The sequence below is a fragment of the Candidatus Woesearchaeota archaeon genome (assembly GCA_016180285.1).
GTDB lineage: Archaea > Nanobdellota > Nanobdellia > Woesearchaeales > JACPBO01 > JACPBO01.
The window spans coordinates 1-16,640 of the sequence record JACPBO010000035.1 but is presented as its reverse complement, the minus strand read 5'-3'; the positions used below and the strand labels follow the sequence as shown (position 1 = coordinate 16,640).

General features: G+C 35.4%; 18 protein-coding genes and 2 tRNA genes. 7 read left to right on the top strand and 13 right to left on the bottom strand.

Annotation, left to right across the window (positions count from 1 at the left end; translation table 11 throughout):
* The 3 genes from HYU07_06290 to HYU07_06280 all read left to right on the top strand — a co-directional run.
* Positions 1–1,972 (top strand): hypothetical protein (locus HYU07_06290; GenBank protein MBI2129817.1); only part of this gene is annotated, 1,972 nt, incomplete at its 5' end.
* The gene (locus HYU07_06285) at positions 1,957–2,361 is read left to right on the top strand and encodes a hypothetical protein (protein ID MBI2129816.1); all 405 of its coding nucleotides are present in this window, start codon (positions 1,957–1,959) and stop codon (positions 2,359–2,361) included. The genes HYU07_06290 and HYU07_06285, both read left to right, overlap by 16 nt.
* Positions 2,358–3,479, top strand: a complete 1,122-nt coding sequence (locus tag HYU07_06280; GenBank protein ID MBI2129815.1) for a hypothetical protein — start codon at positions 2,358–2,360, stop codon at positions 3,477–3,479. The genes HYU07_06285 and HYU07_06280 overlap by 4 nt, the downstream gene beginning before the upstream one ends.
* A 60-nt stretch (positions 3,480–3,539) precedes the next feature.
* On the opposite strand, the gene HYU07_06275 is transcribed toward HYU07_06280, so the two are convergent.
* The 5 genes from HYU07_06275 to HYU07_06255 all read right to left on the bottom strand — a co-directional run bounded on the left by HYU07_06275 (position 3,540) and on the right by HYU07_06255 (position 8,659).
* A complete protein-coding gene (locus HYU07_06275) occupies positions 3,540–5,741 on the bottom strand; it encodes a hypothetical protein (GenBank protein ID MBI2129814.1) in 2,202 nt (733 codons plus the stop codon).
* A gap of 67 nt (positions 5,742–5,808) precedes the next feature.
* On the bottom strand, positions 5,809–6,687 hold the full coding sequence (locus HYU07_06270; GenBank protein MBI2129813.1) for an NAD(P)H-hydrate dehydratase: 879 nt from the start codon (positions 6,685–6,687) through the stop codon (positions 5,809–5,811).
* A gap of 357 nt (positions 6,688–7,044) precedes the next feature.
* Entirely contained in the window at positions 7,045–7,434 is a 390-nt protein-coding gene (locus HYU07_06265) for a nucleotide pyrophosphohydrolase (protein ID MBI2129812.1), read from the bottom strand.
* Positions 7,431–7,910, bottom strand: coding sequence for an NUDIX hydrolase (locus tag HYU07_06260; GenBank protein ID MBI2129811.1), 480 nt, complete (start codon positions 7,908–7,910; stop codon positions 7,431–7,433). Before HYU07_06260 ends, HYU07_06265 begins: the two co-directional genes overlap by 4 nt.
* The gene (locus HYU07_06255) at positions 7,910–8,659 is read right to left on the bottom strand and encodes an MBL fold metallo-hydrolase (protein MBI2129810.1); all 750 of its coding nucleotides are present in this window, start codon (positions 8,657–8,659) and stop codon (positions 7,910–7,912) included. Before HYU07_06255 ends, HYU07_06260 begins: the two co-directional genes overlap by 1 nt.
* A gap of 102 nt (positions 8,660–8,761) precedes the next feature.
* Between HYU07_06255 and HYU07_06250 the strand changes: the two genes are divergently transcribed.
* Positions 8,762–9,091, top strand: coding sequence for a hypothetical protein (locus tag HYU07_06250; protein MBI2129809.1), 330 nt, complete (start codon positions 8,762–8,764; stop codon positions 9,089–9,091).
* Positions 9,092–9,097: 6 nt separating this feature from the next.
* Here HYU07_06250 and HYU07_06245 read toward each other — a convergent pair whose 3' ends face one another.
* The 6 genes from HYU07_06245 to HYU07_06220 form a co-directional block, all read right to left on the bottom strand.
* Positions 9,098–9,577 carry a metallophosphoesterase gene (locus HYU07_06245; protein ID MBI2129808.1) on the bottom strand — a complete coding sequence of 160 codons (480 nt, stop codon included), beginning with the start codon at positions 9,575–9,577 and terminating at the stop codon, positions 9,098–9,100.
* Positions 9,574–10,197 (bottom strand): HD domain-containing protein, encoded by a 624-nt coding sequence (locus tag HYU07_06240; GenBank protein ID MBI2129807.1) that lies wholly within the window; start codon positions 10,195–10,197, stop codon positions 9,574–9,576. The genes HYU07_06245 and HYU07_06240 overlap by 4 nt, the downstream gene beginning before the upstream one ends.
* Position 10,198: 1 nt before the next feature.
* Positions 10,199–11,503: a hypothetical protein gene (locus tag HYU07_06235; GenBank protein MBI2129806.1), complete on the bottom strand. Its 1,305-nt coding sequence runs from the start codon at positions 11,501–11,503 to the stop codon at positions 10,199–10,201.
* A gap of 394 nt (positions 11,504–11,897) precedes the next feature.
* Positions 11,898–12,074 (bottom strand) — tRNA-Ala (locus HYU07_06230).
* A 6-nt stretch (positions 12,075–12,080) separates the two neighbouring features.
* Positions 12,081–12,182 (bottom strand) — tRNA-Ala (locus HYU07_06225).
* A 34-nt stretch (positions 12,183–12,216) separates the two neighbouring features.
* Positions 12,217–12,429 (bottom strand): NFYB/HAP3 family transcription factor subunit, encoded by a 213-nt coding sequence (locus tag HYU07_06220; GenBank protein ID MBI2129805.1) that lies wholly within the window; start codon positions 12,427–12,429, stop codon positions 12,217–12,219.
* A gap of 94 nt (positions 12,430–12,523) precedes the next feature.
* Between HYU07_06220 and HYU07_06215 the strand changes: the two genes are divergently transcribed.
* Both HYU07_06215 and HYU07_06210 read left to right on the top strand, forming a co-directional pair.
* Complete coding sequence (locus HYU07_06215) at positions 12,524–13,498, top strand: SurA N-terminal domain-containing protein (GenBank protein MBI2129804.1); 975 nt, start codon at positions 12,524–12,526, stop codon at positions 13,496–13,498.
* A gap of 57 nt (positions 13,499–13,555) precedes the next feature.
* Positions 13,556–13,942 carry a hypothetical protein gene (locus tag HYU07_06210; protein MBI2129803.1) on the top strand — a complete coding sequence of 129 codons (387 nt, stop codon included), beginning with the start codon at positions 13,556–13,558 and terminating at the stop codon, positions 13,940–13,942.
* A gap of 24 nt (positions 13,943–13,966) precedes the next feature.
* On the opposite strand, the gene HYU07_06205 is transcribed toward HYU07_06210, so the two are convergent.
* A complete protein-coding gene (locus tag HYU07_06205; GenBank protein MBI2129802.1) occupies positions 13,967–14,458 on the bottom strand; it encodes an NUDIX domain-containing protein in 492 nt (163 codons plus the stop codon).
* A 35-nt stretch (positions 14,459–14,493) separates the two neighbouring features.
* Complete coding sequence (locus HYU07_06200) at positions 14,494–15,756, bottom strand: DNA primase (GenBank protein MBI2129801.1); 1,263 nt, start codon at positions 15,754–15,756, stop codon at positions 14,494–14,496.
* Between the two features lie 592 nt (positions 15,757–16,348).
* Here HYU07_06200 and HYU07_06195 point away from each other — a divergent pair.
* Positions 16,349–16,640, top strand: a 292-nt coding sequence (locus HYU07_06195) for a hypothetical protein (GenBank protein ID MBI2129800.1), incomplete at its 3' end; no start/stop codon positions are given.

Below are 16,640 nucleotides of genomic sequence, written 5' to 3'. Positions count from 1 at the left end.
AGGTGAAGGAGGCAAGAAAAACGGAAGAGAGTTAACAGGACAGCTAATAGAAAGACTGAAGCAAAGATATGGTTCTTTGATTGAGGTTATAAAGAATATTAAACAAGATGATTTTTATAATGAGCAGTTTGAGTTTAAAAATAAGGAGGGGGTTATAGAATATAATTTATTTCCAATGTTAAAGAGAGTTTATACATATTCTCCAAGCGCAGCAGTCATGGATTGGATAAAAAATAATTCAAATGAAAAAATAAGAAGGAAATATGCTGGAATAAGACCATGGCATTTTGCAAGGGTCCCTACTGGTACTTGGAAAGATGAAGAAGGCAAGCAAAATGGAAGAGAGCTAACAAGGCAGTTAATAGAAAAACTAAAGCAAAGGTATGGCTCTTTGATTGAGGTTATAAGGAACATTAAATACGAGGATTTTCATAATGAACAGTTTGAATTTAAGAATAAAGATGGGGTTATAACATACAACCTCTTGTCAATGTTGACCCTTGTTTATACAGGTTCTCCAAGCGCAGCAGTCATTGATTGGATAAAAAATAATTCAAATGAAGAAATAAGAAGGAAATATGCTGGAATAAGACCATGGCATTTTGCAAGGGTTCCTCTAGACACATGGAAAGACGAAGAAAGTAAGAAAAATAGCAGAGAGTTAACAGGACAATTAATAGAAAGACTAAAGCAAAGATATGGCTCTTTAATTGAAGTTATAAAGAATATTAAACAAGATGATTTTTATAATGAGCAGTTTGAATTTAAAAATAAAGAGGGTATCCTAAGATACAATTTCAAATCGATGTTAGGTCAAGTTTACAGAAATTCTCCAAGCGCAGCAGTCATGGACTGGATACAAAACAATCCTAATGAAGAACTTCGCAAAGAATATGCTGGTATAAAGCCATGGTATTTTGGAATGGCCTCTCTAAGAACATGGCGAGGTGAAGGAGGCAAGCAAAATGGAAGAGAGTTGACAGGGCAGTTAATAGAAAGACTGAAGCGAAGATATGGCTCTTTGATTGAAGTTATAAAGAATATAAAAGCTAGTGATTTTCATAACGAGCAGTTTGAGTTTAAAAATAAAGATGGGGCTATAGAGTATAATTTAGAACAAATGCTATTGCGTGTTTATGCAGGTTCCCCAAGCGCAGCAGTCATAGACTGGCTCAAACACCAACCAAAATATATAAAAGAAAAATACTCATTTGTCAGACCCATGCATTTCATTGGTTCAACAGAAACTAGAGGGAGAAGGCTAACTGGGAAATTCAGCGCTTATGATTTATCAAAAATCAAAAAACAAAAGATATATGATACCTCGATATTTGGCTTTACCCAGTATCATTCTAGTGATAAAGGAGCAATAAGAGCCATAATGGCCGAAGAAGCATCCAAAGTTCTAGGAGACACCAGTATTGCTTATTTAGGTTTAGAAACAGAAAGATTCCAAAGTTTATTAGGTGTTTATGAACTGCTTAATCTTGACGCTTCCTCATCCACTATTATTGAAAGAGAAAAAAGAGTTTATAACGCAATGAAAGCAATACAGCAAAGAAAGGATATGCCTAGAAAAGCTCTAAAAGGCACAGAAATAATTCATGGTAACTTAGACAAAGAGGTTAGTCAAATGCGTGATAAGAGTTATAATTATATTAACTATGACTTCACAGGCCATCTAAGCCAAGACAAAGAAAGGGCAATGAGAGCTTTATTTGAAAATAACCTGTTGGCAGATACTGCTGTTATTTATATCACTTTACAGGAAACTGAATTATCAAAAGAAAGGGCGAAAAGAGCAGGTTTTGAGGACCAGGTTAAAGCTTTAAACCAAATGATGCAAAGTTATGCAAAAACACATTCATGCGAACAAATGTTTACATTGGATTATGAAGGCGGTACTAGCGAAAGAAAGATGACACCCATGATTGTCATAGGTTATAAGGTGAAAAGATGTCTGGCTACATAACAACCTCTTATTTTATGAAAAAAGAAAAAGATTCAGATGCAACAATTATTGCAATCTGCAGAAAGTCTCTTCCCTTCATCCCGCGAATATACGAAAGAATGCCTTTTTTTGGACCTTCGGTAGAACTATTAAGGCAATACAAGGCAGAAGGGATGGGTTGGAAACAATACAAGGAAATCTATACGAAGGAGCAAAGGGCACATTTTAAAGAAAGGCCGGATGATTTTAGGAATCTGTTAAAGAGAGCGCAGCTAGAAAAGATTATTTTATGTTGTTATGAAAAAACTAATCAAGAAAAAAATAATTGCCATAGATACTTGTTGTTTGAAATTTTAAAACAAATTGCTCAAAAGGAGAGATATAAGACAGAATTTGTAGAAGAAAAATGACAACTTTAGATAATTTTCAGCCTAGGAAAATATATGTATATTCTGGTGTTATAGACAATAATATAACCAAAAGGGTTTTGCAAAAATATGAAGGGGTGCCTACGGAAATAGTTGAAACCCAAAAAGCAACAGAAATAATCCCTACAAAGGACAAATCTTTCACCGATGTTGTTAATGATGCAAAACAATTACTTATGCTTGGGACAACTGATAATTTTATTGAACATTTCCCAACAAGGGATGAACCTTATTGTGCTGGTTTAACAAAAATAAAGCCAATAACAAATGGATGCTATTTTTCTTGTGAATATTGCTATCTGCAGCAAACATACCGAAAAATAATGCCCTTCATAAAATTTAATGTAAACCATAGCGATTTAGTTGTACAAATAGAACAAAGAATGGCGAAAGGAAAAAGAGAAGTTTATGACATGGGCGAATTACAAGATAGCCTATCTTTCGATGAGCTCTATCCACTAACAAAGATATTGGTTCCGTTATTTGCTAAGTCAGATTCAAAACTATTATTGTTAACAAAATCAGATTGCATAGATAATCTGCTTGACTTAGAGCACAATGGCCAGACAATTGTTTCATGGAGTATTAATTGTGATTTTGTCACAGACAATCTTGAACATAGAACAGCCAGCTTAGATCAAAGAATTGAAGCGGCAAGAAAAGTGCAAGAAAAAAGATATGAAGTGAGATTTCGCTTTGATCCTCTTTTGATGTTTGATGGCTGGCAAAATAAATATGCGCAAATGGTTGAAAAAGTGTTATCTAATGTGAACCCAACTAGGATAAGTCTTGGTAGCTTCAGGCTGGAGAGGGGACTTTTTAGGCATATTAGGGAGAGATTCCCAGATAGTATACTATTAGATGAAAGTATGTTAGCTGCAACCACAAGTTCTAAAGGTCAAGTGAAAAGAGTAAGGTTTGAAGATGGCAAAGAAAGATATGAACCAGATATAAGAGCAGAGTTATACCGTTTCGTAGTTGAAGAAATCAAAAAAAGAAGTGACGCAGTTATTGCATTATGCAAAGAATCTGTTAGCATGTGGGAACAGGCTGGCTTGACGCTAGACAAAGATAACTGCAAATGTCATTGCAGATTCTAACGGGAGTTATATTGAATTATGAAATTAGGAAGACGCAGATTAAAAGGAATATAGTTTTTTTCAGCGCTTGGCTTTAACTTCGTTGTAAACTCGCTCTACCTTTTCCTTAAACTCTTTTGAAGCGAAGAACCTTTTGCCTTCCCTGTCTTTTACATAAGTAATATAACGGACATAGTCACTAATTTTCTCTCTTAGAATTCTCTTTTCAGTTAACTTTTCTAATTTTTTTAGGAAATTATTGCCAACTTCAACTTCTGACCTCTCGCATGATCTTATCTTACCTACAACTTCTTTAACACGATTGAGGTTATATGCAAAAAACCCATATGAACCCACTTTCATTTCTTTAATGTCATATATCTCAAGACAAAGGGATGATGCATCTCTCCTTTCATCAATATAGACGACTGCTCCTTTTTTCAATTCTTTGATGTTTCTTTCGATTTCTGCTAAATCCGTTTTCTCATCAAAATGCGCCATCTGCAATAACTTCTCAAAATTCGAATATGTTGCAGTTATTATATCAACAATTTTCTTCGGCGCATATTTTGTATTTTTCAGATTGATCATCATTGAAAAATACCCTTTATAGTCAATGAAAGGCAGCTCTTTATATTCCTCAATTTTTTCCATCTTCTGCGTAGTTTCATCATTCAATTTCCTGACCTTTTCTTTTTCAAGCACAGCATTATATTTTACGAATGATCCCAGATATTTCTTAGCTACCAGCCCGTTGCCATACATCTCTTTTATCAATGCTCCATGCTTTTCCTGGAAATCAGAAAATCTCTTGCTCTTTACGAATCTGGCATTAAGGATCATGTCAATAAGGTCATCGGCGTTCTTATCAATGCCGGTCCAATCTTTAAAATTATCTGAAAGCTCCTCTTTTAAAAAATAATCCTGCTTAATAAGCCCCTGCTTCAGCCACTCATCTCCGGTGTTCTCGTACATTCTTCTTGCAAATCTTACTTTTCTTCCAATTGAAACAATAACTGGCGCAGTCTCCATGAACTCTCTTATGCTGAACATTCTGAGATAATTCTCCCTTTCAATTTCTCTTTCAGTTATTCTGCCAATCCTGCTTCTTTCCAAGAAATCCTTTGCAATTTTGTGTTCTTTTTCTGTTAATACGTGTTCATATACAATTCTTCCAAATTCACTAAATTCCTTTGCGAGCTTTGCCTTCTCTTCTTCAAATATGCTGCCCACTTCTTTCAGGATATAATGCCAGCTTGGTCCAACCCCATATTTTTCTGCTACCTTCCTGTTAGACTCCATTCTTATCTTTTCAATATCTTGGCCTTTTTTCCTGAAATGCAGCTTTATAGCCCATGCCTCAAAGAACGTCATGTATGGCTTGCTTTCATCTAGCCTCTCTTTTACTGTCAATTTCTCAAAATCTTCTCGTTCTCTATATCTTGCAGCAGGTATTTCATAATGCTCATCAAGTTCAATCCTTCCATATCGCTTGACTAATTCATCATCCTTGAGCTTCGATAAATATTCCAAATCATCTTTTACTATTCCCATAACAGCTTCTGTTTTAAACGGCCTGTACTCATAAGAATAAATTACCAGTTTTGCCAGTTCCTCGCTGCTGACACGATGCGCAATAGTCTGAAGCTTATCATGAATGTAAATGATTTCTTCATTTGTTATTGTTTTGTTTTTTATGCCTTCCCTGAAATAATTTAAGAAGCTCCTCCTTTTGCCGGGGTCAAGCTCATACAGCAGGCTTTGCTCATTCAAAGGCACGTTGTCTTTGATCAATTCGCTTATCAGCAGCAGCTGCTCTGCGTCTATTCCTGCTTTTGCCATTGTTTCTCTGAGCTCAGGAGAAACCTCAAAAATCAGTTCTTCAAGCTCTTTCCTTTTCTTCTTCTTGCTGGCTTCTTTCACAGTTTCCTTAAACTCACCCAAACTAAAATGAGAGAGCATGTCATAGCATTCCTTTCCTATGAAGAAATCCTTTGTTCCAATTCTCATTATGTAGCCTTGTTTAAAGTTATGCCCTCCGATGCATGTTGCATTATAAGCCATATCAGCAGCATGGACATTATCCAGCATTTCATCTAGATAATGATATTTCTCTGGAGCTATGCCAATCAGATTTTTTATTGTGGAAATTTTAGAAGTATCCTTCTTTCTAATATAGCGTAATATGGTCTTCCATGCTCCTGCTCCCCAGCTGCTTCTCAAATCAATATGCTGGCTCAATAATTCTGATGTTTCGGACATATCTGTTTTTCTTCTGTGCATGAAGCAATGAAATGGTTTTTTATATTTAAACCTTTCTATAAATTTACCACTATTTAGAAGTGTAAGATTACAATGACAGTCTGATTCTTTTTACTTCTTCAGCCATATCACTTGCCAAATAAGCGTAGCCTTTATGCTTTTTCAGCAAAATATCTCCGATCAATCCATTAAAATAAGCAGCATTTACAGCAGACTGCCACAGATCCCTGCTCTGCGCCAAAAATCCAACACAAAGGCCAGCCAGAACATCTCCAGTTCCAGCTTTTGTCATTCCAGCATTGCCTGTCTTGTTGTAAGCTATTTTATTTTTGGAGATTATCGCGTCAATCGGGCCTTTAAGAAGGATTATATTGTTTTTTATCTTATTTTTTAATATTTTTTGCATAAGCTTCGCTTTATTTTCAATATTTTTTTCATTTACTATTGCATTAATAGTCTTCCTATTTATTTTTGAGTTTTCCAATAACAACTTCAGTTCTAAAATGTGCGGCGTAATAACAGCATTGTCAACTTCATCAATTGAAATAATCTTTATTCCATCAGCATCAATAACTAGTTTTTTATTTAATTTTTTTATTTTTTTAAAAAAAATCCTTGCGCATTCTTTTGTTTCCTTCTTTACAGTCATTCCATTTCCCATCAAAATTGCATCAACATTTTTTGAGAATTCTAAAATTTCCTTAATGTGCTTTTTATTTAAATAATTGCCTTTTAATTTTCTTGTAACCAAATCTGCACTCAAACAATTAAGCGCCCATGAAACTTTTGAAGGGGCGAATACAGTTACTATGTCTGCTCCAGATCTTAATGCAGCAATCCCGGCTAAAGCCAGCGTTCCAGTGTAATCTAAGCTGCCGCCTATGATGGCAGCCCTTCCATTCTGCCCTTTGTGGCTTTGAGGATCTCTTTTTGGAAGTTTTATGGATTTTTTTGTGATGTAATTCATTTGCTTATGCCTTAAAAAGTTCTAATCCGAAGAACCTTTTTGAAATAAAATTATTAATTGCAAGCATAACTGACAAAGAACCAAAATACTGTAAATCGCTTATGGTTAAGATTTCCTTGATAACTCCCAGCTTGAGTGTGAAATCGGTGAACATATTGAATAAAACTATAATTATGATGAAAAAATAAATCCACTCGCTAATGTTTTTAAAGAGGGAATATGATAAAGACCGCAATATATGCATATCACACACCTTTTTTTATAGTATCTTGAACAATTTTAATAATACGAAGATTATGATCAAAAATACAATAAGCCTAATGATCGTATCAAGATCTTGGTTTTTATCCATACCGGTTATTGAAGCAATTCCTTGTTTTTAAATCTTTCTTTTTTCTTTATCTCATCCCATCTTTTCACAGCTTCCTCGCTGCTTTTTACTGTTTCATTCCCGAAAACCCATGGCTTTCTTCTGACCAATTTATCTTTTACGCCATCAATGACTTCTTTTGTTGTGAATAACTTCTTTTCTTCTGATATTGCGCAAATAAACAGAATGTCATAAAAAAGATCTCCAAGCTCTTCCTTTAAATTCTCATAATCCTTTTTGTCAATGGCTTCTGCAATCTCCTCTGCTTCGCTTAATATCTCCTCTTTGTGCTTCTCTATAGTCTGCTCTTTAGCCCATGGGCATTTTTCAAGCGTTTTTTTGATCGCAACAACCAATTCCTCAAAGCTCTGCTTCATGCTGTGAATTCCTCCACAGAGTATTTATCGCCGTCTTCAACCATTTTTATTTTATGGACATTCACTCTTTTATTTTTCAGGATAAATTCCTGGATCATCAAAATATCACTTGGAACAATCTTTTCTTTATCTAAATTATTTAAATCAAACCATTTTAGATTGCCTTCCTCTGTTTCAATAAAATTTTTATTCCCAGATTTCACTCTGCAGACAAATATTAAAAAATGGCCCGTCTTTTCATTTTTGCTATAGACAATTTCAGATGCAATCCCAGCAATACTTTCAAATTCTGTCTTAATGCCAGTCTCCTCATAAAACTCTCGAACAGCAGCCTCTTCAACATGCTCGCCAAATTCAAGCTTTCCACCAACCATGGCCCAATAACCCATATAAGGCGGCTTGACTCTTTTGATCAGAAGAACTTCGTTATCTATTACCAATACACCGCATACAATGGTCTTTGTTTTGTTTTCCATTAAACTTTCAGCCTCATTAAGTCTTTTGCAATGATTATTTTTCCCTTGAATATTTTTGCAATCTGCGCTTTTATATTTATTTTTTCCACCTTTGGATAGAAATGTGTAAGCATCAGTACTTTTGCATTCGCCCTTGCTGCTATTTTGCCGCATTCATCAGGTATCAGATGCCCCGGGAATTTAGCTTCGTTTGGATTGGAGCATTCCAGAATAAGCAGATCGGTATTTTTGGCCAATTCAACAAGTTCATCAGTATATTCTGCATCACCAGAATAAACAATTGCCTTTCCATGATATTCTATGCGATATGCCACATTATTCCAATTCTTGGAATGAATTATTGGGGCTGACTTTATATATGCTCCATCAATCTGAGTTGTATTGTTTTTAACTTCTTTGATATTTATTTTGAATGGCATGTTTTCAAATTTAAGAAGCTTAAATACAACTTTAAAATATTCTTTAAATCCTTTAGGCCCAACCAACTTCATTTCTTTTTTGCGTGTAAAGCCAGTGTAAGCATAAGACCAAAGTAAAGCTGGCAAATCATTTATGTGGTCATTGTGACAATGTGTAAAAAACATATAATCTATTTTTCTGAGGTATATTTTTGCTTCCACCAACCTTCTTTTTGTACCAGCTCCGCAGTCAAACAATAGCTGCTGTTTTCCTGCCTTGATCACATATGCGCTTTCGCTTCTATGCAGATTTGGAACGCATGTTCCAGATCCCAAAACAATAACTTCCATTTTACACCCCTTTAATTTTCCTCTGTTTCTTTTTTTAATATTTATTGGTTTTTTGGTTTAAATTTATATACTAGTTATATTTAACCTATAACGCGATAATATATGAGAACTAACTTGTTATTTATAAAATTTATGGGTGATTCGCCTATGATAAGGGTATTAGACTATTTATTAACAGAAAGAGATCTAGACTTCTCTATAACTGATATGGCGGAAAATGCAGGGATTGGAAGGGCAACATTGTACAGAATATGGGATAATCTTATTAAAAACAGGATAATAGCCCGCACAAGAGATATAGGGAAAGCCAAGCTTTTCAAGCTGAACAAAGACAACCCAAAAATAAAAAAATTAATTGAAATATCTGACATGCTGACTTTGGAAGAACTAAAGAAACACGCTAAAAGGCAAAAAATAGAAGTTACAGTATAAGCTTATTTATGTTATCCCAATAAACTCCACCTTGTCTTTTTCCAGATCCAGCAGTGCAATCGTATGTATAGGATTCCCGAGATAATGCGTTCCGGGGTTTATGATCCTTGTTTTTCCTATTTTCTCGTCTTTTGCCCTGTGGTCATGCCCGTGCAGGATATAGTCATACTTTCCGGAATGCGCAAGCTCATTAATGCTGTCAGGCTTGTGGATCAAAAATAGTTTTTTGTTTGACAGATTCAGCTCAGAAGAAACTCCAAGAAACTCGCTATCAATCTCTTTTATCTTTTCATTTATCATTTCTATATCGCCGTCGCAGTTTCCCTTTATAAATTTCATTTTTAATCCTTTAAAATAAAGAACTGTAACAGGCGCAATAACATCTCCAAGATGAATCACAAGATCAACTTTTCTATTCTTAAAAATATCAACAGCTTTCTTTATGTTCGGAATATTGTCGTGTGTGTCTGATATAATGCCGATCATTTTATCTCTTCTATTTCTTTTTCAAATTCGTTTACAAATAGTTTTGTAAACTCAAGTCTTTTTTTAATTATTCGTTTTGCAGTTTCTGTGCCAACAGAAGTTTCATCAACCTTCATCAGCTTGTTTTTTATATGGTAAAAAGTCGAAAAATCATCATCTGAAACAAAGGGCTTCCTGTCTTCTGAGCCATAATCAAACGCCCTTGCTATCCCTATAGCGCCAATTGCATCAATCCTATCCGCATCTTTTATTATTTGCGCTTCTGTTGTTTCCGCTTTAAGGTCCTTGCTCCACCTATGGACTTCTATGCAGTGCTTTATTTTTTTTATTTTTTCTTCATCAAAGCCTATTCTTCTCAGAATTTGTTCAGCAAGCTTAGAGCCTTCAGCTGCATGGCACAATATCCTTCCTTTTTTTAAATTTTCTTTGCCTGTTTTGCTCAAAGCAACATCATGCAGTATAGCTGCTGCCTCTATGATATCCAGATCACCGCCTTCTTTTTTCTGAAGATGCCTTGCAATATCAAGAACTCTCAATGTATGGGGCCATCTGTCCGGGTCGCAGCCTTTAAAATAAGGTTCTGCCAGCTTTTTTAGTTTTTCTATGTCTTTATTGTTCATTCTAACGGGCTTTTTTTGTTTTTTTTATGTTGCCAAAATCCTTCTCCGCTTTCTTTAATATCTTTACGATGCCATTATTAGCATCAACTTCAACTAAATCACCATCTTTGAGAATTTTTGTTGCATACTTAGTCCCAACAATACAAGGTATATTGAATTCTCTGGATAAAATAGAGGCATGGCACGTTAAACCTCCTGTATCAGTTATAATCGCTGCAGCTTTCTTCATTGCAGGCACTATATTCGGGCTAGTCATCTGCGATACTAAGATGTTGCCGAAATTCATTTTTTTCATATCTTCAACTGTCTCAATAACACTGACAATTCCCTCAGCATATCCTGGATAAGCTACCATCCCTATAAGAATATCGGTTTCTGTTTTTATACCTTCACTTAAAATCTCTTTTTTGAAATCATCAATTTCTCTTCCATAATAGAATATGATTTTATCCTTATCAATGTAATACAAGCTGCGCTTCTTTCTTAGTTCTAATTCAAAATTTGTATGCTTATGCAAGAGTAATGCCTCTTCAAACTCCCAAGGAAATAGAAATCCAATTAATTCAAATGTTGTTCCAATTCTCTTTGCAGCCTCTCTTAAAAAAGGCTCGTAACAATAAAAAAGATGATAAAATGTATCTTTTCTATAGCCTTTTAGCCAGACTAACTCTGAAGCAAATCTAAGTAACTCTTTATCTTTTTTATTTGGCTTAAAACTAGAAAGAGCCTCATTCTGTTTAGATTCAATCTTCCTATGCTTCTTTTCTATTTGGTTTAACAGATCTTTAGCTTTTGCTAAACCAATTTTTATGAATTCATCAACTCTTTCAAAAAAATGTGTAATGTCCTCTTCGGGACCTATATACATATAAGGTATCCAGCAATATTTTTTATAATGTTTAATTAATTTATTGTATAAAATAGGTTTTTGTTTCTTAATAGATAAAATTAACTTGTCTTTTGAAAAAGCTTTACCTGAAAATTTCTTGTCTTTAAGAATTTCAATGCAAATTTCTAAAAGTTCCTTCTCTTCTTTTTCCCGGAAACTCTCTTCTCTGGGAGCAGTTAAGATACTCCAGCATTCAGTTAAATCTAAGTCCTTTTTACTGGTTTCAATTAAATCTCGTATTTTATTTAGGACTGCATTTGATACTCTCTGCTGTTCTTCATCTGGAAGAAATGTTAAGATGCCTCCAATCAAATGATTTTTCCTTTGGAGTTCTGCTAATTTTTTGAATTCTGAAACCATTTCCAAATTAGACATCTTAGCAAAATCTAATGCCCTAAATCTTTCTGATTCATTCATAAGCTCTTTAGCTAATTTGCGGTACTCTGCAACTCTATTTTTGTGCTCTTTTGTCATGTTAATTATAAATCCTGATAAAATATCTGCCGCTTTGTTAAACTGATCTCTTTTAAGATAATAAGAAGCAGCGCCATTATTCCACTCAACAAATCCTTCTTTAATATATTCGCCAGCATTCACTAAGGGATAATCTCGAATAGGATTGATTAAATTATAGGCAAATAAAGAAATATAATTTGTATTCGGGATATCTGATAACTTAAACCAAATCCCTTCTTTTGCAGAAGAAGCAATAAGATTCTCTTTCTCCCTCCCCTTCTTCGTTAAAGCAATAACAGGCAGAGTTTTCTCTTTCATTTCCTTTGTTGTCATCTGTTTCCTCATTTTAAATTAATGGACCCATCGGGACTTTCACTCGCTTTTTTTGATTTTCCGAAGGAAAATCCTAGGTTTGCGCCCGAAGGTAAGCAAACCGCATTTTCCCAGGTTTTTTTGCTATGCAAAAAAAGCTGATTTGAACCCGAGACATCCCCGCAGCGAACGGAGCATTCTACCGCTGAATTATGGGCCCATTGGATGGACTCGCCGGGACTTTCAAATTCTGAGTTTCCCCATGAATGTTTGAACCCGAATCTCACCCTAGCCAAGGGCGTATTCTACCAGGTTGAATTACGAGCCCATATAGCAAAAGAATAAGAAACAATATTTAAAGGTTACTTAACTGCGAGCTTTATATCTTCTTCATGTATTGTTTTCCTTCCAGCGTGCTTAGAAACCTGCACTGATCTTGCTGCAATATCCTTCGCAGTATCTTCGAGAACTTCCCTAAATGCGTCTATAGCGTCTTCTCCTACGCGGCCAGCTCCGTTCTTGATCAATATCCTTGCAACTGCCGCTCGCGGGATTATTGCAGTTCTTTTTGCCATAATCACCAAGTAGAATGTTTTTATTTAAAAATGTTGTTGTTTTTTGCTAAAAAAACGATAGATTTATTAACCAATTATTTTTGCTGATTATGCAATGAAGGAAAAAAAGTTGAGGGTGAAGAAGAGCAGCCTGTTTGTTATATTGGGGATTATTGCGTTGATAGTCATCATACTAATTGCTTTTTCTGTCAGCAAAACAAAAAAGCAGGTCATTGCAACTGTGAATGGCGAAAAGATGTACCTGGAAGACATCAATAAAGAATACACCAACATACAAAAAAGCTATCCTTTAGTCACAAAGGACATGGTTCTTAATCTTTCAATGAATGAGAAAGTGCTGCTGCAGGCTGCTGCAAAGGAAGGAATATCTGCCTCTGATGAGGAGATTAATGACTTGATATATGCCATGCTCTCGAAAAACGGAGTAGATATGGAAACATTACAGGCAAGGCTTGCCCAAAACGGAATGGCATTGAAAGACCTGCAAAACCAGTACAAAAAGCAGACAATCATACAGAGGCTGATAGATAAAAAAATTACGCCTTTCATAAATGCGACTGAAGAGGAAGCCGAAAGCTATTACAACAGCAACAAGAATCAATTCAAGAGTGAGGAAAGCTTCACAATACAGCGATTGTTGATCAAAAAAGACGATATGGCGCCTGAAGAAGCATCTAAAAAAGCCAACGAGATAGGCGCAAAGATTTTCTCCCACAACACAACAAATATAAGCAACTTTGATGAATTCATAGCTAATTTTTCAGATGACAATACAAACGGGATTTATGTCATCAAAAGAGGAATGCTGGATGAGGCTTTTGAAAAGGTTGTTTTCAATCTCCTTATTGGCGAGATAACAAAATACCCTGTGCCGACTCCAGACGGCTATAATTTCGTTAAGCTGCTCAACAAGACAATAGAAAGAATCCCTCCTTATGTGGAAATAAAAGAGGATGTTAAAAATAAGTTAAAAGAACTGAGATTGAATAACGAGTTCGCAGCTTATTTGGCAAAATTAAGGAGCGAGGCAAAGATAACAGTTAATTACGGCTTATTGCGCAGTTCTTGATTATAGCATACGATCGCTGTTAGCTGCCTCTGAATACTAAAAAGAGTTGATTTTTTAATGCAATGTAGCGAAACGAAAAGGAAAATAAAAATACAGCTTTTAGAAAATTTAGAAGATTTAGAAATACTCATGAGAGGAGATGCTGTCAATATTATTTATCAAAATGAACCTTTATGGAAATATGGTGAAAAAGAACAAGTAGGAGCTTATCATGGAAAATCTGAATTTGGATTTTTACAATTTCTCATTCCAGCAGTTGCTAGAGAAGACTGCATAATTATGTACGAAACACGAAAAAGTCAGATAACTATCAAAGATGGAAAAATTGTACTGAATGAAGATAAATCAGTAACAACGGCCCATATATCGGGAGATGAAAGCTTTCAAGATCATCAGGAATACGAAACACTGAATGAAACATTAGCCATAGCAGAATTAAGATAATATGTCAAAAACCAAAAATTGAAATCAACTAATATTAAAATATTTTCTTAACAAGAATAAAAGCTCCGGATGGAATTTCTCTCCGCTGCTTACCATTTTTTGAACTTCATCTAAACTGAAAAATTCTACCCTATCGACCTCTTTAGGATTAATTCTGAATGATCCATTAAACTCAGTTTTAAACGTAGCTAGGAATTTTTTGAAATTGCCTGAAACAGTGTAAATGTCTTTGTGCGCAAAATCAATCTTGGCCGCAGTCCCGATTTCTTCTTTCAGCTCCCTTAAAGCTGCTTCTTCATAGCTTTCTCCTGATCTGACATGGCCGCCTGCGCTTGTGCACCAATGCAGCGGGCAAAAAGATGCGTATCTGCTTCTTAACTGCAGAGCCATTTCGCCTTTATTGTTGAAAACGAGAACATGAACTATCCTGTGAAGAAGCTTTTTTTCATAGATTTCTTTTTTAGAAGCTCTGCCTATGGCCTTGTCCTTTTCATCGACTATGTCTAAAAATTCCATTTCAGCCCATTAAAAAAATAAATAAAAAAATAAAACTAAAGCTCTGCGCTTGTCAAGATATTGATCCTCGTCTCTGTATTCCTGACTTTTGAGTCCATTGCAATCAGGTGCTTTATGCTTGATCTTTCAGCAATCTGCACCAATGCCCTGTCAAGTATGCCGTCAAAGACAACTGCATAGCAGCCTGCGCCAAGGCTTTTGATTGTTGTCAGCAATTCTGACACCGGAACTTTTCCAAGAGTATTTGATTTTTCATCAAGGATGTAGGCTGCGCGCGTCCCTATAAGGTCTTCAAGCATTCCCTTGAATATTTTCTTTTCCTCAGGAGTTGCTGCTGTTTTTCTTATCGGAGGTGCTGTATAAGAAGGCCTTGATTGCTGCACAGGCTGCGCCGGCATTACCTGCCTCTGCGATGCAATGATTCTGCCTGCTGCTGTTGGCGTTCTGGATTCGCTTTCTGCGCTTCTTGAAACATCCAGCTTCAGCTGCTCTGCGCTTATTCTGCTTCTAAGTGCCTTATGGATTTCTTTCTTTGTTATCTCTTCAACTTCTTTTCCGTCAGGCGCTTTTACTGCATAGTCTATGTCTGTTGCAGAAAGCAATTCCTTTAAGATTAAGTCTCCGCCTCTGTCGCCGTCAACAAATGCTGTAATTGTTTTTCTTTTGCTTAAGTCAATAATTGTCTGCGGCACTGATGTCCCGTTCATTGCTATTGCATTTTTTATGCCGTGCTTCAATAAATTGAGAACATCTGCCCTGCCTTCAACAACAACAATTTCATCAGACTCGTCAATTGCCGGGCCTGCTGGCAATCTGTCTTCGCCGTATTCGGATATTTCCATAACCCTTACAGAATAAGCCACTTCATCCGCAAGCTCCTGCGAATCCGGCATTGTTGTGTCAATAAGGCTTTTTAAAAGTTCTTTTGCCCTCTCTACAACAAAGCTTCTTTTTGAAACCCTTACATCTTCAATGTTCTGTATTTTTGTTTTAGCATTGCACGGCCCTATTCTTTGGATTATCTCAAGCGATGCCGCTATTATTGATGTTTCTGCCTTGTCCAATGAAGACGGAATTATTATTGATCCTGTTGTTTTGCCGCTTCTTGTTTCAAGATTAACTTCTATTCTTCCAATTTTTCCGCTTCTTTGCAGCTCTCTCAGCTCTAGATCTGCTCCAAGCAGGCCTTCTGTCTGCCCGAATATTGCCCCAATCACATCAGGCTTATCAACTACGCCCTCTATTTCTATGGCCGAGTGAACTATGTACTTTGACGAAACCGGTGCTATTTTTCCCATTTTTTCCTCCAATAATCAATCTAGAAGGAGCATGCTAATTCATTCTCATCTATGCAAATATCGAATGAAAGTGTAATCATGATGCTTCCTTCCAAAAAGCTAGAACAGGCTTATTTTTCTCTTTAACGGCTATTTTTTCCTTTTTTCAATGAAAAAATAATAAATAAAGTTAAATTGACCTTAATTTTGATTTTTCAGCCTATTTTTGCTTTTTTATGACTATTAATTGTTTTTTAACGTTTTTAAACTTTAAATATGATGATTTAGGGTATTTTAACCCCCACATACACACCATATTTTCTTAGATTATAGATGCATCAGGTATATTTAAAATTATTGGTTTGTCTGAACACCTTCTTTTAACATTTGTCAAGTTTTTTTATTTTTTAATTATTTTGCCATCATGGGCCAGAATAACATAACCCAGTTATACATAAAAATATGTGGTTTTTTATAAAAGTTTACTACTGATAAAAGATAAAAAAATCAAAAGATTTATAAAGAGGATGTTCATCCTATAACAAGACCATAAAATTACATAAAAAATTCAAAGATTATATAAGAGATGTAGTATTAATTACGAGGGGTTTCAATGACTGAAAAATTCAGAAAATCTACTCACCAAACTATAATAAGAAAAACAATTGGTCTGAAAGGGCGTTCAGTAGCTGTACGTATAGTATCTGGTGGATTCCTCAATGAAGGCAAGCCCGCTCATAGGAATAAACAGGTAAAATATAGAGCTTTCTCCAGATCCTTTATGAGAAAGATTGGTTGTCCTATATATCAGGATAATGATTTTGAGCAGAAAAAGAAAAGGGGAGAGATTTCAGTGTCGATAGCATGCGGTTTTTTATTTTGGGACAGATTGCCGATTTTTTTGA